16 protein-coding genes are annotated in these 21,588 nt (G+C 72.7%); 14 read left to right on the top strand and 2 right to left on the bottom strand.

The features are described from left to right. Positions 1 to 6: 6 nt before the first annotated feature. The 6 genes from AB0L45_RS28680 (at position 7) to AB0L45_RS28655 (ending at position 8,333) form a co-directional block, all read left to right on the top strand. On the top strand, positions 7 to 762 hold the full coding sequence (locus AB0L45_RS28680; protein WP_365844910.1) for a hypothetical protein: 756 nt from the start codon (positions 7 to 9) through the stop codon (positions 760 to 762). Between the two features lie 666 nt (positions 763 to 1,428). After that, a complete protein-coding gene (asnB, locus tag AB0L45_RS28675) occupies positions 1,429 to 3,273 on the top strand; it encodes an asparagine synthase (glutamine-hydrolyzing) (RefSeq protein ID WP_365844908.1) in 1,845 nt (614 codons plus the stop codon). 30 nt (positions 3,274 to 3,303) lie between these two features. Next, positions 3,304 to 3,729 (top strand): MarR family transcriptional regulator, encoded by a 426-nt coding sequence (locus tag AB0L45_RS28670; RefSeq protein ID WP_365844906.1) that lies wholly within the window; start codon positions 3,304 to 3,306, stop codon positions 3,727 to 3,729. Between the two features lie 395 nt (positions 3,730 to 4,124). Further along, positions 4,125 to 4,475: a hypothetical protein gene (locus AB0L45_RS28665; protein ID WP_365844904.1), complete on the top strand. Its 351-nt coding sequence runs from the start codon at positions 4,125 to 4,127 to the stop codon at positions 4,473 to 4,475. 224 nt (positions 4,476 to 4,699) lie between these two features. Beyond that, positions 4,700 to 5,953, top strand: coding sequence for an acyl-CoA dehydrogenase family protein (locus AB0L45_RS28660; RefSeq protein ID WP_365844903.1), 1,254 nt, complete (start codon positions 4,700 to 4,702; stop codon positions 5,951 to 5,953). A 136-nt stretch (positions 5,954 to 6,089) separates the two neighbouring features. Then, a complete protein-coding gene (locus tag AB0L45_RS28655) occupies positions 6,090 to 8,333 on the top strand; it encodes a serine/threonine-protein kinase (RefSeq protein ID WP_365844901.1) in 2,244 nt (747 codons plus the stop codon). 191 nt (positions 8,334 to 8,524) lie between these two features. Here the strand turns inward: AB0L45_RS28655 and AB0L45_RS28650 are convergent, their stop codons facing one another. Continuing rightward, positions 8,525 to 9,850, bottom strand: a complete 1,326-nt coding sequence (locus tag AB0L45_RS28650; protein ID WP_365844899.1) for a glycoside hydrolase family 27 protein — start codon at positions 9,848 to 9,850, stop codon at positions 8,525 to 8,527. 153 nt (positions 9,851 to 10,003) lie between these two features. Here AB0L45_RS28650 and AB0L45_RS28645 point away from each other — a divergent pair, with 153 nt between their 5' ends. The 5 genes from AB0L45_RS28645 to AB0L45_RS28625 all read left to right on the top strand — a co-directional run bounded on the left by AB0L45_RS28645 (position 10,004) and on the right by AB0L45_RS28625 (position 17,331). Then, positions 10,004 to 11,596, top strand: a complete 1,593-nt coding sequence (locus AB0L45_RS28645) for an NAD(P)/FAD-dependent oxidoreductase (protein ID WP_365844897.1) — start codon at positions 10,004 to 10,006, stop codon at positions 11,594 to 11,596. Positions 11,597 to 11,856: 260 nt separating this feature from the next. Next, positions 11,857 to 12,969 carry a nitronate monooxygenase family protein gene (locus AB0L45_RS28640; RefSeq protein ID WP_365844895.1) on the top strand — a complete coding sequence of 371 codons (1,113 nt, stop codon included), beginning with the start codon at positions 11,857 to 11,859 and terminating at the stop codon, positions 12,967 to 12,969. A gap of 44 nt (positions 12,970 to 13,013) precedes the next feature. Next, entirely contained in the window at positions 13,014 to 14,567 is a 1,554-nt protein-coding gene (locus AB0L45_RS28635; protein WP_365845123.1) for an acyl-CoA synthetase, read from the top strand. Positions 14,568 to 14,807: 240 nt separating this feature from the next. Beyond that, positions 14,808 to 16,355, top strand: a complete 1,548-nt coding sequence (locus AB0L45_RS28630) for an acyl-CoA synthetase (RefSeq protein WP_365844893.1) — start codon at positions 14,808 to 14,810, stop codon at positions 16,353 to 16,355. A gap of 181 nt (positions 16,356 to 16,536) precedes the next feature. Further along, the gene (locus AB0L45_RS28625; protein ID WP_365844891.1) at positions 16,537 to 17,331 is read left to right on the top strand and encodes a VOC family protein; all 795 of its coding nucleotides are present in this window, start codon (positions 16,537 to 16,539) and stop codon (positions 17,329 to 17,331) included. A gap of 173 nt (positions 17,332 to 17,504) precedes the next feature. On the opposite strand, the gene paaK is transcribed toward AB0L45_RS28625, so the two are convergent. Then, positions 17,505 to 18,860: a phenylacetate--CoA ligase PaaK gene (gene paaK / locus AB0L45_RS28620; protein WP_365844889.1), complete on the bottom strand. Its 1,356-nt coding sequence runs from the start codon at positions 18,858 to 18,860 to the stop codon at positions 17,505 to 17,507. Positions 18,861 to 18,979: 119 nt separating this feature from the next. Between paaK and AB0L45_RS28615 the strand changes: the two genes are divergently transcribed. The 3 genes from AB0L45_RS28615 (at position 18,980) to AB0L45_RS28605 (ending at position 21,342) form a co-directional block, all read left to right on the top strand. Next, a complete protein-coding gene (locus tag AB0L45_RS28615; protein ID WP_365844887.1) occupies positions 18,980 to 19,678 on the top strand; it encodes an alpha/beta hydrolase in 699 nt (232 codons plus the stop codon). Positions 19,679 to 19,901: 223 nt separating this feature from the next. Continuing rightward, positions 19,902 to 20,123 carry a hypothetical protein gene (locus AB0L45_RS28610; protein ID WP_365844885.1) on the top strand — a complete coding sequence of 74 codons (222 nt, stop codon included), beginning with the start codon at positions 19,902 to 19,904 and terminating at the stop codon, positions 20,121 to 20,123. A gap of 112 nt (positions 20,124 to 20,235) precedes the next feature. Next, positions 20,236 to 21,342 (top strand): RNA polymerase subunit sigma-70, encoded by a 1,107-nt coding sequence (locus tag AB0L45_RS28605; protein ID WP_365844883.1) that lies wholly within the window; start codon positions 20,236 to 20,238, stop codon positions 21,340 to 21,342. The last annotated feature ends 246 nt before the right edge of the window (positions 21,343 to 21,588 follow it).

Below are 21,588 nucleotides of genomic sequence, written 5' to 3'. Positions count from 1 at the left end.
GGCATCGTGGCGGACGACTCGACGGCACAGGACCGGCAACTGCTGCACGACTACTCCCGGGAGACCCGCGACCCGTATGTCCAGCGGCTGCTCGGGGAACTGCTCGGCCACGTCAACCGGGCGGACTTCGAGCGGACGACGGGTGCGGGCGGCGGCAACACCCGCGACCTCGGTCACGGGCGCTACGCCATTTCCTACGCCCACCCGCCGGGCATGCCGCGCAGCGATCACCTCGCGGTGATGGTTCATGAGCTGACCCATGTCGCGGTCAACCAGGCGTACGACTCCCGGATGCTGAACTTCCGGGCGCCGCAGCTGTCCCCGGCGGAGGACGCCCGGGTGCGGACCGAGACACCAGGGCGCGAGGAGGACTACCAGAACGCCCGGCTGGGCCGGGTGGACGCACGGCGCCGTGACGCCTTCGTGGACCTGGTCGTCGGCAATGTGCAGCGGTTGCTGGACGAGCTGCCCGCGTCCCGGCTGACGCCCGAGCGGCAGCGGGCGATACGTACCAAGCTCACCGATCACATGCGGGCCCGCCCGTACCACGAGTACGACGGCGTCCTCTCGCACATCCTGACGTGGGCCGACCTGGACGGGGCCGACCGTTCCTCGGCCTTCTACCGGAGCCTGACCGCGATGGTGGCGCAGGCAGCGGACTGGCGGGCCGCGGGCGACATCACCCTGCCCCGGCGCCGGCGCGGTTTCATCCGCCGGGTGGGAGGTGCGCTGGGCAGGGCACTGCATGTCTTCCGCAGGTAGGGGAGGAGGTATGGGGAGGCAGCGGGGGATAGCGGGAGCGGCGGGAGGTGGTGGACCTGGGCACTGCGTGTCGGCTGCTGCTGTGTTTCCCGGGTAAAGCCTTTCCCAGGTTGTCGTAAGGGGCGGGCCATCCTCCGGGGGCATGCCCGGTCTGCCGCTGCTCGCCGAATCCGCAGTTCAGGGGTATGGCGGGGCCTCAAGTCGTGGCGCGCCCGGCCTCGTTGAGTGACCGGCCCTGTGTTACGGCCAGGTTGACGGTGCGGCACCGCGAGGAACACCCTCGGTATATAGGTGCTCGATACAACTGACCCGCGAGGGCGTCGCGCCGCCGCGTCCCGCCCTGCCCGCGCACGGTTCCCCACTGCCGGGCAAACTGGCAGCCGGGCGAACTGGCGAACTGGCAGCCGGGCTACTGGCGACCGGACCGGACCGAACAACCAGGCGACCGGCAACCGACTGGCCGGGCATCCGGACAACCGGGCGATCGGCATCCGGGCAACCGGGCATCCGGACGACCGGCATCCGGACGACCGGCATCCGGACGACCGGCATCCGGACGACCGGCATCCGGACGACCGGCATCCGGACGACCGGCATCCGGACGACCGGCAACCGGCATCCGGGCGCCCCCCTCCCGGGTCGGACACGGACAGAGGAGGGCATGGCATGTGTGGCATCACCGGCTGGATTTCCTTCGATCGTGATCTGCGTTCCGAGCAGGAGACCGTCGACGCGATGACGGAGACGATGTCCTGCCGCGGGCCCGACGACCGTGGTACGTGGGTGCAGGGGCCGGCCGCCCTCGGCCACCGCCGCCTCGCGATCATCGACCTGCCGGGCGGCCGCCAGCCGATGACCGCGCAGAGGGCGGACGGCAGCCCGGTGGTCATCGTCTACTCCGGCGAGGCGTACAACTTCCGCGAGCTGCGCGAGGAACTCGCCGCCCGGGGACACCGGTTCCGCACCGCATCCGACACCGAGGTCGTACTGCGCGGCTACCTGGAGTGGGGCGAGGCGGTCGCCGAGCGGCTGAACGGCATGTACGCGTTCGCCGTCTGGGACGAGCAGCGCCGGCGGCTCGTCATGATCCGCGACCGGATGGGCATCAAGCCGTTCTACTACTACGAGACGCCCGACGGCGTGCTGTTCGGCTCAGAGCCCAAGGCGATCCTCGCCAATCCGCTCGCCGAGCGCAGCGTCGGCCTCGACGGCGTCCGTGAACTCTTCGCCTTCGTCAAGACGCCAGGGCACGCCGTATGGGACGGCATGTACGAGGTCGAACCCGGCACGGTCGTCACCGTCGACCGCGGCGGCCTGCGCCGGCACGTGTACTGGTCGCTGGAGACCCGCGCCCACGAGGACGACCGGGACACCTCCGTCGCCCACGTCCGTACGCTGCTCGACGACATCGTCCGCCGCCAGCTCGTCTCCGACGTGCCGCGGTGCACCCTGCTCTCCGGCGGTCTCGACTCCTCCGCCATGACCGCGCTGGCCGCCCGCCAACTGGGCGAGACGGGGGAGACCGTACGCAGCTTCGCCGTCGACTTCGTCGGCCAGACCGAACACTTCGTGGCCGACGACCTGCGCGCCACCCCCGACACGCCGTACGTCCACGACGTGGCCCGCCTCGCCGGCACCGACCACCAGGACATCGTCCTGGACTCGGACGCCCTCGCCGACCCCGAGGTGCGCGCGAAGGTCATCCGGGCGCGCGACATACCCATGGGCTTCGGTGACATGGACGCCTCGCTCTACCTGCTCTTCAAGGCGATCCGGCAGCACTCGACCGTCGCCCTCTCCGGCGAGTCGGCCGACGAGGTGTTCGGCGGCTACAAGCAGTTCTTCGACGAGGAGGCCCGGCGCGCGGAAACGTTCCCCTGGCTGGTCCACTTCGCCGAGCACTTCGGCGACGACGCCGACGTCCTCATCCCCGAACTCGCCGACACCCTCGACCTGCGCTCCTACGTGCGGGACGGATACCGGACCGCGATCAAGGACGTACAGCGCCTCGACGGGGAGAGCGACTTCGAGTACCGGATGCGCACGATCAGCTACCTGCACCTGACCCGGTTCGTACGCATCCTGCTCGACCGCAAGGACCGCGCGAGCATGGCCGTCGGCCTGGAGGTGCGGGTGCCGTTCTGCGACCACCGGCTGGTGGAGTACGTCTACAACACGCCGTGGGCGCTGAAGTCGTTCGACGGCCGCGAGAAGAGCCTGCTGCGCGAGGCCACCGCCGACGTACTGCCGACATCGGTGTACGACCGGGTCAAGAGCCCGTACCCGTCGACGCAGGACCCCACGTACGCGGTCGCGCTCCAGCAGCACGCCAAGGACCTCCTGTCGCGCTCCTCGCACCCGGTCTTCGAGATCGTCGACCGCGAATGGCTCAAGCGGGCCGTCGACCACGCCGCGCCGCAGAGCACCCAGGCGTCCCGGAAGGGCCTCGAAAAGACCCTGGACCTGGCCCTGTGGTTGGACATCTACCAGCCCCGCCTTACCCTTTCCTGACCCGAACCGGGCGGCGCGATGGGCTGAACGATGACAATCGCTGACGACGCGGCACTCCAGCTGGTGATCTCCCTGCGCCGGCTGACGCGCAGCCTGAGCAGGGCCGCCGCGGGCGGCATCCAGCCGACCCAGCTCGCCGTCCTGGCCATGCTGACGCAGCGGGGCCCCTCCCGGATCGGCGAGATCGCCGCCTGGGTTCCCTGCTCCCAGCCGACCGCCACCGCGGCCGTACTGGGACTGGAGACCGCCGGCCTGATCCGCCGCGAACCCGACCCCACGGACGGACGGGCCAGCCGCGTCCTGGCCACCGAACGCGGTGCGACCGCGCTCGCCGACGTCGCCCGCGGCGAGGCCGAGGTGCTGGCCAAGCGCCTCGTCTCGCTGCGGCCCGACGAGATCCGCCGACTCACCGAGATCGAACCGCTGCTGCGGCGCCTGGCGGAGGCGGGGGACTGAGGGGCGGGGGAGGCGGGCGGCAGGGCAGGAGGCGGGAGGACCGGAAGGCAGGAGGGCGGGACCACGTTGCGCGGGTTCGGCGTCCGGCGTGGTCTCCACCGCCCAGCAGGCAGCCGCCGCGGTCGGCGTCCGCCTCCTCGGGCGCCGATCAGGCCCGCCGTACGCAACACCCGTTCCTGCCCGCCGACCGCGCCGTCGTACGGGTCCACCGCGCCACGGTCCGGCGGTCCCACAGTCCCCTCGCCCCGGACCTGGCCCTGCATCGCCTCTCACAGCCGCTGTAGTGACGGGAGGACCCTGGCGGGAGGCCAGTCGGAGTACCGAAGATGACTTACCGGGAAGATCGTCGTTCCTGGATCATGGCACGGAGAAGGACACTCACAGCTTTCGCGGTCATGGCCGCAGCGGCAGCCGCAGCGGTCGCACTCGGCGGTGCGGAACCCGCGTCGGCCGGCGGCATCATCGTCATCGGGTCGCCGTCCCACGACAACACCTGTCTCAACGGCCGGTTCAGCGCTGCGCGCGGGGCCGCCACGCACACCACCGGAAACGCCGCCGGCCTCCTCGGCCAGGTCCCTTTCCGCAGCCCGCTCAATCACTGCGGCGACGCGGACCTGCCCGGCAACAAGCAGGGCAACGAAGCGCCGGACGACGATCCCGGCGTCGAGTACATGGCGAACCAGCCGCCCTCCGACACCAGGTACCCCGGCGCGGGACAGACGGACTTCCTCAAGCTGCTGAGGTGACCGCCGCGAAGCGGCCCGGGGCAGCCTCCGGACAGGCAGCCTCCGGCCGGGGCCCGCACCCTTCCGTATCAATGGAACACGTTCTACTGTGCCCACGACCCATTACCCGACGGCCCGTCAGGAACGCGTCCACCGCGCAGCCGCGCAGCGCCGTACCGCGCCCGCCGTGCGCCGGGGCACGTACGCACCACCGCACGACCGGGCCGGTCAGACCAGGAGGGGCCGTGCACCTCGAATACACCCCGGAACAGCAGCGGCTGCGGTCCGAGCTGCGGGAGTACTTCGCCGCCTTGGTCCCCGACGGCGCGTACGCGCGCTTCCACGGCTCCGGCGCCGCCGCACCGGACGCGCCGGGGCCCGGAACCTCGTCGCCGGGCTCCGCCCCGCCGGGCCCCACCGCGCAGAAACGCTTCTACCGCGCGACCGTCCGCCGGCTCGGCGCGGACGGCTGGCTGGGCGTCGGCTGGCCCGAGGAGTACGGCGGCCGGGGCATGACGCCGATGGAGCAGTTCATCTTCTTCGACGAGGCCGCGCAGGCGGGCGTGCCGCTGCCGCTGATGGCGCTGAACACCGTCGGACCGACGATCATGCGGTACGGCACCGCCGAACAGAAGGCGTACTTCCTGCCCAGGATCCTCTCCGGAGAGATCGACTTCGCGATCGGCTACAGCGAACCGGACGCCGGTACGGACCTCGCTTCGCTCCGGACCCGGGCCGTCCGCGACGGTGACGGCTACCTCGTCAACGGGCAGAAGATCTGGACCACCAACGGCGACACGGCCGACTGGGTCTGGCTGGCCGTGCGCACCGCCCCCGTCGAGGACGGCGTGCCGCCGCACAAAGGCATCAGCCTGCTCCTCGTACCGACCTCCGACCCGGGCTACTCCTGCACCCGCATCAACACCCTCGCCTCGCACGACACCACCGCCAGCCACTACGAGAACATCCGCGTCCCCTTCACCCGCCGCGTCGGCGAGGAGAACCAGGGCTGGCGCATCATCACCAACCAGCTCAACCACGAACGCGTCACCCTCGCCGCCCACGGCACGATGGCCGTCCGCGCCCTGCACGACGTGCAGCGCTGGGCCGCCGCGACCAAGCTGGCCGACGGCCGGCGCGTCATCGACCTCGGCTGGGTACGCGGCCGGCTGGCCCGTACGCACACCAGGCTGGACGCCATGAAACTGCTGAACTGGCAGATGGTGGACGCCCTCCAGCGCAACACGCTCACCCCGCAGGACGCCTCCGCCGTCAAGGTCTACGGCTCGGAGGCGCGCCGCGACGCGTACGCCTGGCTGATGGAGGTCGTGGGCGCGGCCGGCCCCCTGAAGGACGGCTCGGCCGGCGCCGTCCTCAACGGCGAACTGGAACGCGGCTACCGCTCCGCCGTCATCTTCACGTTCGGCGGCGGCAACAACGAGATCCAGCGCGAGATCATCGCGTGGATCGGCCTGGGGATGCCGCGGGTGCGGCGGTAGCGCGCGGGCGCCGCCCCCCGGGACGCCTCTCAGCGCCCTACACCCCGCGCCCCCGCCCCGCCATACTGACCGGGCGGGGCATCCAAGGGGGAATCGCGGCGGCTCAACGCGGTGGGGACGGGGGCGCGGGCGGGCGATGGTGGAGAGCAGGCTGGTTCAGGGGCGGTACCGGTTGCTCGACCTGATCGGGCGCGGCGGGATGGGGGAGGTGTGGCGGGCGCGGGACGAGTCGCTGGGGCGGCAGGTCGCGGTCAAGTGCCTCAAGCCGCTCGGACCGCAGCACGATCCGTCGTTCATGCGGGTGCTGCGGGAGCGCTTCCGGCGGGAGGCGCGGGTGGCGGCGGCGCTGCAGCACCGCGGGATCACGGTCGTGCACGACTTCGGGGAGGCCGACGGGATCCTGTTCCTCGTGATGGAGCTGCTCGACGGGCGCAATCTCAGTCAGCTGCTGGAGGACAACCGGCACGACCCGCTGCCCGTACCGGACTTCGCCGACATCGCCGAGCAGGTCGCGGCCGCCCTCGCCTACACCCACGAGCAGTCCATCGTGCACCGCGACCTCAAGCCCGCGAACATCGTGCGGATCGCCGACGGGACGGTCAAGATCTGCGATTTCGGCATCGCCCGGCTGGGGCACGACATCGGGTTCACCGCCCGGCTGACCGGTACGGGCGTGGCGATGGGCACGCCGCACTACATGTCGCCCGAGCAGATCGGCGCCGGGACGGTCGACCACCGCAGCGATCTGTATTCGCTGGGGTGCGTGCTGTACGAGCTGGCGACGGGGGTGCCGCCGTTCGACCTCGACGACGCGTGGGCGGTGCTCGTCGGCCACCGGGACACGGCACCGGAGCCGCCGCGCGGGCACCGTCCCGACCTGCCCGAAGCGTACGAGCGCATCGTCCTGGACCTGCTGGCGAAGGACCCGGAGGACCGGCCCCGGGACGCCGCGGAGCTGGTGAAACGACTCGTCTCGGCCCGCAGGCCGCCGGAGTACCCCACCGTGGAGGCGACGCTCCCGGAGCGGCCCGGCGGCCGCGCGCCGACGCGCGCCGGGCACCGCCTGCCGGCCTGGACGCAGGGCATGAGCAGTGGATCCCCGGCCGGTCCCCGTGCGCCGCGGGTGTCCGGCACCGCGGGCGCCGCCGGGCTCACCGGCTCGTGGACCAGCGGTCTGCCGCCGCTCAGCCGCGACACCCCGGCGCCGTACGTCACCGAGCGCCCCGCGCCCTCGCCCGAACACCTCGCCGCGCTGGCCGCCCGCCACAACGCGGGGCTCAGCCTCGGCCGGCTCGGCCGGTGGGCGGAGGCGGGGGAGGTGCACCGCGCGGTCGCCGCCGAGCGGGAGCACGCGCTCGGGCCGGACCACCCCGACACCCTCGCCAGCCGGTTCGAGGTGGCCTTCACCCTCGCCCGGTCCGGCCGGCCCGCCGACGCGCTGCGCGAGTACGAGCGGGTGGCCGCCGGGCGCGAACGGAGTCTCGGCGCCGACCACGTGGACACACTGGCCGCCCGCCAGGAGACGGCGTACGCGCTGGGCCGGCTCGGGCGGCACTTCGAGGCGCACCAGGTGTACGTGTCCGTCCTCGCGGCCCGCGAGCGCACGATGGGCCCCGAGCACCCCGACGCGCTGCGCTGCCGGCACAACCTCGCCTTCAACCTCAGCCGCCTGGGCCGGCTGGAGGACGCGTACCGGATGGCGCGCGACGTGGCGTCGGCGCGCGCCAGGGTGCTGGGGGCGCAGCATCCGGACACGCTCGTGACGCGCTACGAGGTGGCGTACTTGCAGGGGCAGTTGGGGAGGTGGACGGAGGCGTTGCGGACGTACCGGGAAGTGGCCGCCGACCGGGCCCAGGCGCTGGGGCCCGGCCACCCGGACACGCTCGCCGCCCGCTACGAGGTCGGCATAAGCCTGGGGCGCCTGGGGCGCAGCGCGGAGGCGCTGGAGCTGTACCGGGACCTCGTCGACGCCCGTACGGCCGCGCAGGGCCCGGCCGATTCCGAGACGCTGCGGGCCCGGCACGGGCTCGGCGTCAACCTCGGCCGCCTCGGGCGGTGGGAGGAGGCGCTCACCGAGGCCCGGTCGGTGGCCGCGCTCCGTGAGCAGGTACTGGGCGCCGACCACCCGGACACCCTCGTCAGCCGCCGGGAGATCGCCGTCGCCCTCGGGTGGCTGGGCCGCTGGCCCGACGCGCTGGCGGTCTACCGGCAGGTCGCCGCGGCCCGCGAACGGGTGCTGGGTGCCGACCATCCCGACGCGCTCGCGAGCCGTGGTGACGAGGCCCAGTGCCTGGAGCAGCTCGGACGCTCCACCGAGGCGGTGGCGCTGTACCGCCGGGTCGCCGAGCTGCGGCAGCGGCGGGGGCCGGGGCGGGGCTGAGAGCAGGTCGAGGTCGAGGTCGATATGGAGGTCGATATGGAGGTCGAGGTCGAGGTCGAAGGAGGGGAGTTGCGGCGTGGCCGGTGGCGGGACGGCCGGGTGGGAGTGAGGCGTCAGGCCCGTGGAGGGCCGGCCGGGCCGGGGCTGAAGGAGGGCTGCGCCTTCCGCACCCGGCCCGGCGCCGCGGCCGCTCAGCGCACCGCACGCACCCGGTAGAGCACCGTCGCGTGCGCCGGCACCCGTACGGAGATCTTTCCTGCGGTGCGGGTGGCGCGCCGGGTGACCAGGTCGCGCAGCTCGTACGAGCCCGCTTTCCGCAGGCCGGCCGTCGCGGTGGTGGTGGACAGCGTGCGCGGCGCGTCGCCCGAGTTGAAGAGCGCGACCGCCTGGTCACCGTTCTGCAGCGGCTTGGCCAGGACGTCGTATCCGGGCCCCTGCTGCACCACGCGCCCCTGTACGCCCTTCGGGTCCTGGTCGACGGCGATCACGTCCCGGTTGCCCAGGACCCGCAGCGCGGCCGGTGAGATCTTCGTCAGGTCCGTGCTGGAGATCAGGGGTGCGGCCATCATGGCCCACAGCGACATCTGGCTCTGGATCTGCCGGGTGGTCAGCCCGGAGTCGCCCGCGAGCAGGAAGTCGGGGTCGTTCCAGCGGCCCGGCCGCTGGAAGTGCGCCAGCTTGGCGTTGTACGCGTAGTTGTACTTGATCGACGACCACTTCCTGGCGCCGCTGTGCTTCTCCACCGCGATGTCGCGGCCCTCCCGCCACAGGTTGCCGGCCTGCGACGACCAGCGGATGACCTGGTGCCAGACCTGGTCGCCGTCGTACTGGAAGTAGGCGGGCGCCGACACCGAGAAGACGATGTCGCGGCCGGTCCGGCGCAGGGCCTGGCTGACCGCCCGGTACGCGTCGTGGTAGGTCCGCTCCTTGGTCTTGCCGGGGGCGGTGGGCAGGTTGCACCCGTCCATCTTCAGGTAGTCGACCTTCCACTTCGCGAAGAGGTCGGCGTCCTGCTGGTAGTGGCCGAAGCTGCCCGGGTACTTCTCGCAGGTCAGCTTGCCGACGTCCTCGTAGATGCCGAACTTCAGGCCCATCCGGTGCAGTTCGCGGCCCACGTACGCCATGCCGCGCGGGAAGCGGGCCGGGTCCGGGACGAGGTTGCCCCGGGCGTCGCGCTGCCGGCGCATCCAGCAGTCGTCGACGGTGACCGTGTCGTACCCCTTGGCCGCGAGGCCGGACTTCACCAGGGCCCGTGCGTTGCCGAGGACGACCTTCTCGTCGATGTCGCACATGTAGTACGACCAGTTGTTCCAGCCCATCGGGGGTCTGGGCGTGAGGTTCGGGTAGGCCGTGGCGGTGCGTGTGCCGGTCGGGGGCCCGGCCGGGCCGGGTGCGGTGGGGGTGGCCGCCGCCGGGAAGGCGGCGGCAGCGGACAGGACACCCGCCGCGCTCAGGGCGGCGGCGCTCAGGCGGGTCAGGGTGCGCCTCGGGGGACGCGTTGCCGACGAAATGTGCACAGGTCACCTCACAGGGGGACGGAGCAGGCCGATACAACGCATCGTCGGACGTTAGGAACGTAGGAGTGGGCGGGCAAGGCGCCGCGCTGGGCGGCTCCCGGAATTCAGCCGTCCGTACCTGGCGGCGGCGATCACCGCGTGCTACCAAGAGACATGCCGGAACGGACTTCGTACGACGTGGTCATCGTCGGCGGCGGGCACAACGGCCTGGTCGCCGCCGCCTATCTCGCACGGGCCGGGCGCCGGGTGCTCCTCCTGGAGCGGCTCGGCCACACCGGCGGCGCCGCGGTCTCCACCCACGCCTTCCGCGGCGTGGACGCGCGGCTGTCCCGCTACTCCTACCTCGTCAGCCTGCTGCCGCCGAAGATCGTGCGCGATCTGGGCCTGCGCTTCGCGGTCCGCAGGCGCTCGGTCTCCTCCTACACGCCGGCGGTCCGCGGCGGCCGCCCCACCGGCCTGTACGTCAGCACCGACGAGGGCGCCACCCGCGCCTCGTTCGCCCGGCTCACCGGCTCGGACCGGGAGTACGCGGCCTGGCAGCGCTTCTACGGCATGACCCGGCGGGTCGCCGAACGCGTCTTCCCCACCCTCACGGAACCGCTGCCGACGCGCGCCGCGCTGCGCGCCCGGATCGACGACGACGCGGCCTGGGAGGCGCTGTTCGAGCGGCCGCTCGGCGAGACGGTCGAGGAGGTGTTCGCCGACGACCTGGTGCGGGGCGTGGTGCTCACGGACGGGCTGATCGGCACGTTCGCGCACGCCCACGACCCGGGCCTGGCGCAGAATCGTTGCTTCCTCTACCACGTCATCGGCGGCGGCACCGGCGACTGGGACGTGCCGATCGGCGGCATGGGCGCGCTGACCGACGCACTCGCCGACGCCGCCCGCAAGGCCGGCGCGGAGATCGTCACCGACTGCCCGGTGACCGGGATCGCCACCGACGGCGACACGGCCGAGGTCACCTCCGCGTACGGCACGGTCGGCGCGCGCCACGTCCTGGTCAACGCCGCCCCGCACACCCTCGCAGGCTTGCTCGGCGAGCGGCCTCCCGAGCCCGTCGAAGGCGCCCAGCTCAAGGTCAACATGCTGCTCACCCGGCTGCCCCGGCTGCGCGACACCGGCGTCGACCCGCGGCTGGCCTTCTCCGGGACCTTCCACGTCGCCGAGGGGTACGAGCAGTTGGAGACCGCCTACCGGCAGGCAGCGGCCGGCGAACTGCCCGCCGCGCCGCCCTCGGAGATCTACTGCCACTCCCTGACGGACCCCTCCATCCTCGGCGCCGACCTGGTACGCCAGGGCTACCAGACGCTGACCCTCTTCGGCCTGCACACCCCGGCCCGCCTCTTCACCGGGAACCACGACGCCACCCGGGAGCGCCTGCTCGCGGCGACCCTCGCCCAGCTCGACGCGGTACTGGCCGAACCGCTCACCGACTGCCTGGCCACCGACGCGGACGGCCGCCCGTGCATCGAGGCCCGCAGCCCGCTCGACCTGGAACGCGACCTCGGCCTGCCGGGCGGCAACATCTTCCACCGGGAGCTGGCGTTCCCGTACAGCACCGGGGACGGGACAGGGGCTGGACCGGAGTACGGGACAGCGTCCGACGGGGATGACGCGGCGGCCCGCTGGGGTGTGCGGACCACGCACGCCAACGTGCTGCTCTGCGGGGCGGGCGCGGTCAGGGGCGGCGGGGTGAGCGGCATTCCGGGCCACAATGCCGCGATGGCCGTCATGGGGCAGGGGTGACGGCCGGCGAGGGTCGCTGACGTGCCGTCAAGGTGTGCCGACTGGCGCGCCGCCAAGCTGCCGGCTGACGTGCCACCAAGCTGCTGGCTGGCGTACCGGCGAGCCACGGGCCGACGTACCGGCGAGCCACGGGCTGGCGTACCGCCAAGCTGCTGGCTGGCGTACCGCCGAGTAACGGGCTGACGCGTCATCCAGCTGCGGACTGACGAACCATCAGAAACCCTCTTCCCTCCTCCGCCTCCCTGCGGCATCCTGCGGCCATGCAGACGGAGCTGAGCAACCGGCTGGGAGTCGAGCACGCCGTCTTCGGGTTCACGCCGTTCCCGGCGGTGGCCGCCGCGATCACCCGCGCCGGGGGCTTCGGCGTGCTCGGCGCGGTCCGCTACGCGGCCGCCGACGACCTGGCCCGCGACCTGGACTGGATCGAGCGGCACACCGACGGCAAACCGTACGGCCTCGACGTCGTGATGCCCGCGAAGAAGGTGGAGGGCGTCTCGGAAGCGGACATCGAGGCGATGATCCCGCCCGAGCACCGCCGCTTCGTCGAAGAGACCCTGGCCGAGCACCAGGTGCCCGAACTGCCCGCGGGCGAGGCGTCCGGCTGGCGCATCACCGGCTGGCTGGAACAGGTGGCCCGCTCCCAGCTCGACGTGGCCTTCGCGTACCCGATCAAACTGCTGGCCAACGCGCTCGGCTCACCGCCCGCCGATGTCGTCGAACGCGCCCACGCGCACGGCATCCTCGTCGCCGCCCTCGCGGGCAGCCCCCGGCACGCGCGCCACCATCAGGACGCCGGCATCGACATCGTCGTCGCGCAGGGCTACGAGGCCGGCGGCCACACCGGAGAGATCGCCACCATGGTGCTGACACCCGAGGTGGTCCGCGCCGTCGACCCGCTGCCGGTGCTCGCGGCCGGCGGCATCGGTACGGGCGAGCAGATCGCCGCCGGGCTGGCGCTGGGCGCCCAGGGCGTCTGGCTCGGCTCCGTCTGGCTGACGACCGAGGAGGCCGGGCTGCACTCCCGGCGGCTCACCGAGAAGCTGCTCGCCGCGGGCTCCGGCGACACCGTCCGCTCGCGCGCGCTGACCGGCAAGCCCGCCCGCCAGCTCCGTACGGCCTGGACGGACGCCTGGGACGACCCGTCCAGTCCGGCACCACTGCCGATGCCCCTCCAGGGGCTGCTGGTCGCCGAGGCCGTCTCCCGTATCCAGAAGTACGAGGTCGAGCCGCTGCTGGGCACCCCGGTCGGCCAGATCGTCGGGCAGATGACCTCCGAACGCAGTGTGCAGGCGGTCTTCGACGACCTGACCCGCGGGTTCGAGCGGGCCGTCGACCGTATCGACCGCATCGCCGGGCGTACGGGCGGGCTCTAGACACCACCGGCTCCCAGCCGAGGAGGACACGCATGTCGGCATCCATGGCGTCACCCACCCCCAACGGCTTCTGGGCGCAGGCCGCCGCCGACCCGGGGCGTACGGTCCTGATCGCCCCGGACGGCGAGGAGTGGACCGCCGCCCGGCTGCACGCCGCCTGCAACCGCCTGGTGCACGGGCTGCGCGCCGCGGGCCTGGAGCGGGGCGACGCCTTCGCCGTGGTGCTGCCCAACGGCGTGGAACTCTTCACCGCCTACCTCGCCGCCACCCAGGCGGGCTTCTACCTCGTACCGGTCAACCACCACCTGGTCGGCCCGGAGATCGCCTGGATCGTCGGCGACTCGGAGGCCAAGGCACTGATCGCGCACGAACGGTTCGCCGATGCCGCCCGCGCCGCCGCCGACGAGGCGGGACTGCCGCCCGGCCACCGCTACGCCGTCGGCGAGGTGCCCGGATTCCGGCCGTACGCCGCGCTCCTGGACGGACAGCCGGAGACCCCGCCGCAGGACCGCACCCTCGGCTGGGTCATGAACTACACCTCCGGCACCACCGGCCGCCCCCGCGGCATCCGCCGCCCGCTCTCCGGGAGACTGCCCGAGGAGTCCCCGCTCGGCGGCTTCCTCGGCATCTTCGGCATCCGGCCCTTCGGCGGCAACGTGCACCTGGTCTGCTCGCCGCTCTACCACACGGCCGTACTCCAGTTCGCGGGCGCGTCCCTGCACATCGGGCACCGGGTCGTCCTGATGGACAAGTGGACGCCCGAGGAGATGCTGCGCCTGATCGACACGTACCGCTGCACCCACACGCACATGGTGCCGACCCAGTTCCACCGGCTGCTGGCCCTCCCGGAGGAGGTACGGGCGCGCTACGACGTGACCTCGATGCGGCACGCGATCCACGGCGCCGCACCCTGCCCCGAGCACGTCAAACGGGCCATGATCGACTGGTGGGGGAGCTGCGTGGAGGAGTACTACGCGGCGAGCGAGGGCGGCGGCGCGTTCGCCACGGCCGAGGACTGGCTCAAGAAGCCCGGTACGGTCGGCAAGGCCTGGCCCATCAGCGAACTGGCGGTCTTCGACGACGACGGCAACCGCCTGCCGCCCGGCGAACTCGGCACCGTCTACCTGAAGATGACCACCGGCGGCTTCAGCTACCACAAGGACGAGGGCAAGACCCGCAAGAACCGCATCGGCGACTTCTTCACCGTCGGCGACCTCGGTCACCTGGACGAGGACGGCTACCTCTTCCTCCGGGACCGCAAGATCGACATGATCATCTCGGGCGGGGTCAACATCTACCCCGCCGAGATCGAGGCCGCCCTGCTCACCCACCCCGCCGTCGCCGACGCGGCGGCCTTCGGCATCCCGCACGACGACTGGGGCGAGCAGGTCAAGGCCGTCGTCGAGCCCGCCGACGGGTACCCGGCGGGCCCGGAGCTCGCCGACGCGATCCTGGCCCACTGCGCGGAGCGGCTGGCGGGCTACAAGCGCCCCAGATCCCTCGACTTCGTCGCGGCCATGCCACGCGACCCGAACGGCAAGCTCTACAAGCGGCGGCTCCGCGATCCGTACTGGGCGGGGCGGGAGCGGGCCGTGTGAGGTTGGTTGGGCGTACTGGGGTGGTCTGGCGTACGGGGTTGGTTCGGCGTACCGGGGTGGTCCGGCGTACGGGGTTGGTTCGGCGTACCGGGGTGGTCCGGCGTACGGGGCCGGTTCGGCGTACCGGGCCGGTTCGGCGTACGAGGTCGGTGTGGCGTACCGGGTCGGCTCGGGGAGAGAGGGGGGACGGTGGTCGATCGTGCTCTTGACCCGTGCCGGGCCGGGGCACAGGATCGCGCCATGACGGCAGTGCGGGCGAACACGGTCGACGGCATCCTGCGGCGCAGCGCGCAGCGGACCCCCGACCGCACGGCGGTGCGCCACGGCGACCGGTCCTGGCCCTACCGCGAACTGGACGACGCGGTGACGGCCGCCATGTGCGCCCTGCTGGACGGCGGCGCGGAGCCCGGTGACCGGGTCGCGGCGTACGGCCACAACTCCGACGCGTACGTGATCGGTTTCCTGGCCTGCGCCCGCGCGGGCCTGGTGCACGTACCCGTCAACCACCACCTCACCGGCGACGAACTGCGCTACATCCTCGGACAGTCGGGCAGTTCCCTCGTCCTCACCGACCCCGCGCTGGAACACCGGCTGCCGCCCGGCGTCCGCACCATGCCGCTGCGGGACGCCACCGGGTCGCTGCTGGACCGTGCGCGGGACGGGCTGCCCATGGGGACGGCGGTCGTCCAGACGGGCGGTACGGACGGCCCGTACGGATCGGGCGCCGACGAACTGGTGCAGCTCCTCTACACGTCCGGTACGACCGGGCTGCCCAAGGGCGCGATGATGACGCACGGCGCCCTGGTGCACGCGTACGCGTCCGCGATCGCCGCCCTGGACCTCAAGGCCACCGACCGGCCCGTGCACAGCCTGCCGCTCTACCACTCGGCGCAGCTGCACGTGTTCCTGATGCCCTACCTCGCCGTGGGCGCGGAGAACACCATCCTCGACGCCCCGGACCCGTACCGGATCTTCGAACTGGTGGAGGCGGGGCGCGCCGACAGCCTGTTCGCGCCGCCCACCGTGTGGATCGGTCTCACCCGGCACCCCGGATTCGCCTCCCGCGACCTCGGCGGCCTCCGTAAGGCGTACTACGGCGCGTCCGCCATGCCGGTGCCCGTCCTGGAGCGGCTGCGCGCCCGGCTGCCCGGCCTCGCCTTCTACAACTGCTTCGGGCAGAGCGAGATCGGCCCGCTGGCCACCGTGCTGGGGCCGGACGAGCACGAGGGCCGGCTGGACTCCTGCGGCCGGCCGGTGCTGTTCGTGGAGGCGCGGGTGGTGGACGAGCGCGGCATCGAGGTGCCGGACGGCACGCCCGGCGAGATCGTCTACCGCTCGCCGCAGCTGTGCTCGGGCTACTGGGACAAGCCGGCGGAGACCGCGGTGGCGTTCCGCGGCGGCTGGTTCCGCTCCGGGGACCTGGCGGTGCGGGACGCGGCGGGCTACTTCACCGTCGTCGACCGGGTCAAGGACGTCATCAACTCCGGTGGCGTGCTGGTCGCCTCGCGGCAGGTCGAGGACGCGCTGTACGCGCACCCGGCGGTCGCCGAAGCGGCGGTGATCGGGCTGCCGGACGAGCGCTGGATCGAGGCGGTGACCGCGGTCGTCGTGCTCCGCGCGGGGGCCGGGGCGCCGGACGAGGCCGAGCTGATCGAGACCGCGCGGGAACGGCTGGCCGGGTTCCAGGTGCCCAAGCGGGTGCTGTTCGTCGAGGAACTGCCGCGCAACGCCAGCGGCAAGATCCTCAAGCGCGAACTCCGGGACCGGTTCCGCTCCGGCGACGCCTGAACGATCTTGTTCCGGGAGGCTGCGAGGGGCGATTGTCAGACCCCCCTGCCATGCTGAGAAGTGCCGGGGGAAAGGCACCGACCGACACCGCGTGATCCCCGGTGACGAGGGCGTACGTGCTCGCTCGGCGGCCGCCCGCGTCGCGCCGCGACGAGACGACAGGACGCCGGAGGAGATCATCATGCTCACCACTCAGTACGTCCCGGGCGCGCCGAACTGGCTCGACCTCGGGGCTCCCGACATCGATACGGCGGTCGCGTTCTACGGCGGCGTCTTCGGCTGGACGTTCCGGTCGGCCGGCCCCGACGCCGGCGGGTACGGCTTCTTCCAGCTCGACGGCAGGACCGTCGCCGGGGCCGGACCGCTGACCGAGGAGGGCGCGAGCCCGGCCTGGACCGTCCACTTCCACAGCCCGGACGTGGACGCGCTGGCCAAGACGGTCGAGCAGGCCGGCGGCCGGGTCCGCTTCGGCCCGTGCGACGTGTTCACCGCCGGCCGGCTGGCCGGGTTCACTGACCCGGCCGGCGCCGAGTTCGCGGCCTGGCAGCCGGGCGACGTCCAGGGGATGGAGGCGGTCAGCGTCTCGAACGCGGCGTGCTGGACCGAGCTGTACACGACCGACGCGGCCGCCGCGAAGGACTTCTACCGCACGGTCTTCGGATGGGAGACGCGGGACAACGAGATGGGCGAGAACATGATCTACACGGTCGCCTCGCCCGCCGGCACCGACCCGGCCGGCGACGCCGGCCACTCGGGCATCATGCAGCTGGCCCCCGAACACGTCGCGGCGGGCGCGGCGTCGGAGTGGCACCCGTACTTCGGCGTCGACGACTGCGACGCGACGGCCGCCGCCTCCACCGAACGCGGCGCGACCGTCGTCGTCCCGCCGTCGGACGCCGAGGGCATAGGCAGGCTGGCCATGCTGCGGGATCCGTTCGGGGCGCCGTATGCGCTGATCACGCCGCGTTCTCGGTAGGGGAGGGGAGCGAGGAAGAAGGAGGGGAGGGGAGCGAGGAAAAGGGAGGGGAGGGGCGGGGGCGGGGGGGGGAGGGCCAGGGGGGAGGAGGAAGAGGGGAAGCGGGGCGGGAGCCCGGTTCTTTGGTGCGGGGGAGGGGAGCGGGCGCGGCCCGGGAGCTGGTCCGGCGTGCTTCAGTCGCGGGCGTCGACGATGCGTTTCAGTTTGCCCAGGGAGCGTTCCAGGGTTTCCGGGGGGACGATGTCCACGGCGACGGAGACACCGATGGTGTCCTTGATGCCGCGGGCGATGTCGGCGACGGCGGCGGTGCGTTCCTCCGGGGTGGCGTCCGGGCGGGCTTCCGCGCGTACGGTCAGGTGGTCCATGCGGCCTTCGCGGGTCAGGCGGAGCTGGAAGTGCGGCGCGACACCCGGTGTGCGCAGCACGATCTCCTCGACCTGGGCGGGGAAGAGGTTGACGCCGCGCAGGATGATCATGTCGTCGCAGCGGCCGGTGACCTTCTCCATCCGGCGGAAGGCGGGGCAGGCGGTGCCGGGCAGCAGCCGGGTCAGGTCCCGGGTGCGGTAACGGACCACCGGCAGGGCCTCCTTGGTCAGCGAGGTGAAGACCAGTTCGCCGTGCTCGCCGTCCGGCAGCGGCTCGCCGGTGACCGGGTCCACCACCTCCGGGTAGAAGTGGTCCTCCCAGATGTGCAGCCCGTCCTTGGTCTCCACGCACTCCTGGGCCACGCCGGGGCCCATGACCTCCGACAGACCGTAAATGTCGACCGCGTCGATCGCGAAGCGCTCCTCGATCTCGCGGCGCATCTCCTCCGTCCACGGCTCCGCGCCGAATATGCCCGTCCGCAGGGAGGTGGTCCGCGGATCGACGCCCTGCCGTTCGAACTCGTCGAGGAGGGTGAGCAGGTAGGACGGCGTCACCATGATGATCTCGGGCCGGAAGTCCCGGATGATCTGCACCTGCCGGGCGGTCATGCCTCCGGAGGCCGGGACGACCGTACAGCCGAGCCGTTCGGCGCCGTAGTGCGCGCCGAGGCCGCCGGTGAACAGGCCGTACCCGTACGCGACATGGACCGTGTGGCCGGGCCGGCCGCCCGCCGCGTGGATCGAGCGGGCGACGACGTCGGCCCAGACGGACAGGTCGTGCTCGGTGTAGCCGACGACGGTGGGGCGGCCGGTGGTGCCGCTGGAGGCGTGGATGCGGCGAATCCGGTCCTGCGGCACGGCGAACATGCCGAAGGGGTAATGGGCTCGCAGGTCGTCCTTGACGGTGAAGGGGAAGCGGGGCAGGTCCGCGAGTGACCGGCAGTCCTCGGGGTGGACTCCGGCCTGGTCGAAGGACTGCCGGTAGAAGGGGACGTTCTCGTACGCGTGCCGCAGCGAGGCGCGCAGCCGCTCCAGCTGCCGGGCCCGCAGCTCGTCGGTGGACAGCCGCCGTACCGTGTCGATCGCTTCGGCCGCGCCCGTCACGCCGGCCGCCGTGGCCGTTTCCGTACCTGTCTCCGTACTCCCGCTGCGCGCATCCGGCATGTGTGTCACCGTTCCGTGTCCCGACCGATCATTCGGTAGCTGGCTGCGGTCCAAGTAATCAGCGGGCGGCGAACGCGTCAAGGGGCGTGACGCAGTCCTGCGCGGGTAGCTTCGAGCGCATGAGTGACGTTCAGAAAGTGCAGGTCGGTGACGTCCGCCTGGCATACCGGTGCTGGGGTGACGCGGACGCGCCCCCGGCGGTGCTGCTGCACTGCCTCGGTGAGGACGGGGAGGACTGGCGCGGCGTGGTCGGTCAGCTCGCCACCACCCACCGGGTGTACGCGCTGGATCTCCGGGGGCACGGCCACAGCGACTGGCCGGGGGAGTACGGCTTCGAGCGGTGGCGCGACGATGTGGCCGGTTTCCTCCAGGAGCTGCGGCTGGGCCCCGTGGCGCTCATCGGCCACTCCCTGGGTGCGCTCGTAGCGCTGCTGCTGGCCGCCGACCGGCCGGAGCTGGTGGAACGTCTGGTGCTGGAGGAGGCCGCCCCGCCCGTCCCGGCGTCACCGCCGCAGGAGATCCCGGACCCGCCGCCCGGGCCGCCGGCCTTCGACTGGCAGGCCAAGGTGGCCGTGGTGGCGCAGCGCAACGCGCCGGACCCGGTGTGGTGGGACAGCCTGGCGAAGATCACCGCCCCCGCCCTGGTGATCGCCGGCGGCTCCACCAGTCACATCCCGCAGCAGCAGCTCCAGGACCTGGCCGAGCGCATCCCGGACTGCCGCCTGGTCACGGTGGAGGGCGCGGGCCACCTCGTGCACGAGGAGCGGCCGTTGGAGTTCCTCGACGCGGTGCGGACGTTCCTCGTGCCCCAGCCTTGAGGCTTTCCGGCCGGACCGGCGGTCCTGTGCGTGCGTGGCCGGGTCTCCGGTCCGGTCTCGACGCAGGTTCCGGAGGTTCCGGTCCGGCCTCCGGTCCGGCCTCCGGTCCGTACGGAGGGTGTGGGCGCGCCCACGGACGGCCCAATGCCGCAGTGGTGCTGCTTTCCCGTGGTGCGCTGACCGCGCAACCCTCGAAAGGAACATCATGCGTACATCACTTCGTATGACCATCCGTGCGACGCTCGGTCTCCTGGCCGCCGTGGCCCTGTCCGGTGCGGTGCTGCCCGCGGTGGCGCACGCCGACTCGGACGACGGGCGGGGCGAGCGCCCCGCCGGGAGCCACGGCCGGGTCGAACTGCCCTCGAAGGGCGGGTTCCTGTCCCCGGTCGACGGCCTCGCCAAGAACGCCAACGTGGGCGTCACCAGCGTGTCGGACCGTGACTGACCGGGCCTGACCGGGCCCCGCTCCGACGCCGCTGCCTGCCCGGCCGTATCGTGACGGACCGGGCGGGCAGGCAGCCGCCGTACGGACACGGTGCGGTACGAGGAGGGGCGGCGTGCGGGGGCCGGGGGCCGAAGGGACACCAGGGGTGGGCGGGCAGGCGGACGGGCGGACGGACGAGCAGGTGGAAGCCGCGGTCCGTGCGGGGGACGAGGAGGCGTTCGCGCGCCTCGCCGAGCGCTACCGGCACGAACTGCGCGTGCACTGTTACCGGATGCTCGGTTCCTTCACCGACGCGGAGGACCTCGTACAGGAGGCGCTGCTGCGGGCCTGGCGCAAGAGGGCGGGTTTCGAGGGACGGGCGACGTTCCGGGCCTGGCTGTACCGCATCGCCACCAACGTCTGCCTGGACGCGCTGGCCGGCCCCGCCCGCAGCCGGGAGATCGCGGTGGCGGTCGACGGCGCGGGCGTTCCCACGCGTTCGGCGCCGGCCGAGATCACCTGGCTGCAGCCCTACCCGGACGCCCTGCTGGACCGGGCCGCACCGGCCGGCAACGGGCCGGAAGCCGCGGCGATCGCCAGGGAGACCGTCGAACTGGCCTTCTTGGCGGCCATCCAGCACCTGCCGCCACGGCAGCGTGCGGTACTGATCCTCCGCGACGTCGTGGGCCTGCCCGCCGCGGAGACGGCCGGGATGCTCGAGCTGAGCGTCGCCGCGGTCAAGAGCGCGCTGCAACGTGCCCGCGCCACACTGCGCGAGCAGCTGCCCGAGCGGCGCGCCGACTGGGGGCGAGGGGCCACCGGGCCCACCGAGGCCGAACGCGCCCTCCTCCGGCGGTTCGTCGCGGCCTCGCAGGCGGCCGACATCACCGCGCTGGCCGCCCTGCTGCGCGAGGACGTCCGGCAGACCATGCCGCCCGCCCACCTGGTGTTCGACGGGCGTGCGGCCGTCCTCGGCATGTGGCGTGCGGTTCTGGAGGGCGAGCAGGCCTGGGGCGACTGGCACGCCGTACCGCTCGCCGTGAACCGCCAGCCGGCCGCCGCGAACTACGTACGGCTGCCCGGGGCGCCGTCGTACACCGCGGTCAACATCGACGTGCTGCGCGTCGAAGACGGCCGGATCGCCGAGATCACCACCTTCGCGCCGGACCTGCTGCCCGCCCTCGGCCTCGCCACCGCCCTGGCGCCCGAGGAGGTCCGGGGCGGCAGCGCCGGGCTGTGACGCGGGTCACTCCCGGCCGCCGATTCCTTTCCGGGAGCCCGCCGGTCGTATGAGCCGTAGGGCGCCGCTGCCCATGCGGGTGCGTAGGGACATGGACGTGTACAGGCGCGTACGGACGCGTGCGGGTCGTACGGACGCGTACAGGCGCGTACGGACACGTACGGGTCGTACGGACACGTGCAGGTCGTACGGACACGTGCGGGTCGTACGGACACGTACGACGCGAACCGGTGGCGGCGCGACGGA

This window comes from Streptomyces sp. NPDC052496, from assembly GCF_040679095.1.
Lineage (GTDB): Bacteria > Actinomycetota > Actinomycetes > Streptomycetales > Streptomycetaceae > Streptomyces.
The sequence above is the reverse complement of the archived record's forward strand: the minus strand, read 5'-3'. Positions and strand labels throughout refer to the sequence as shown.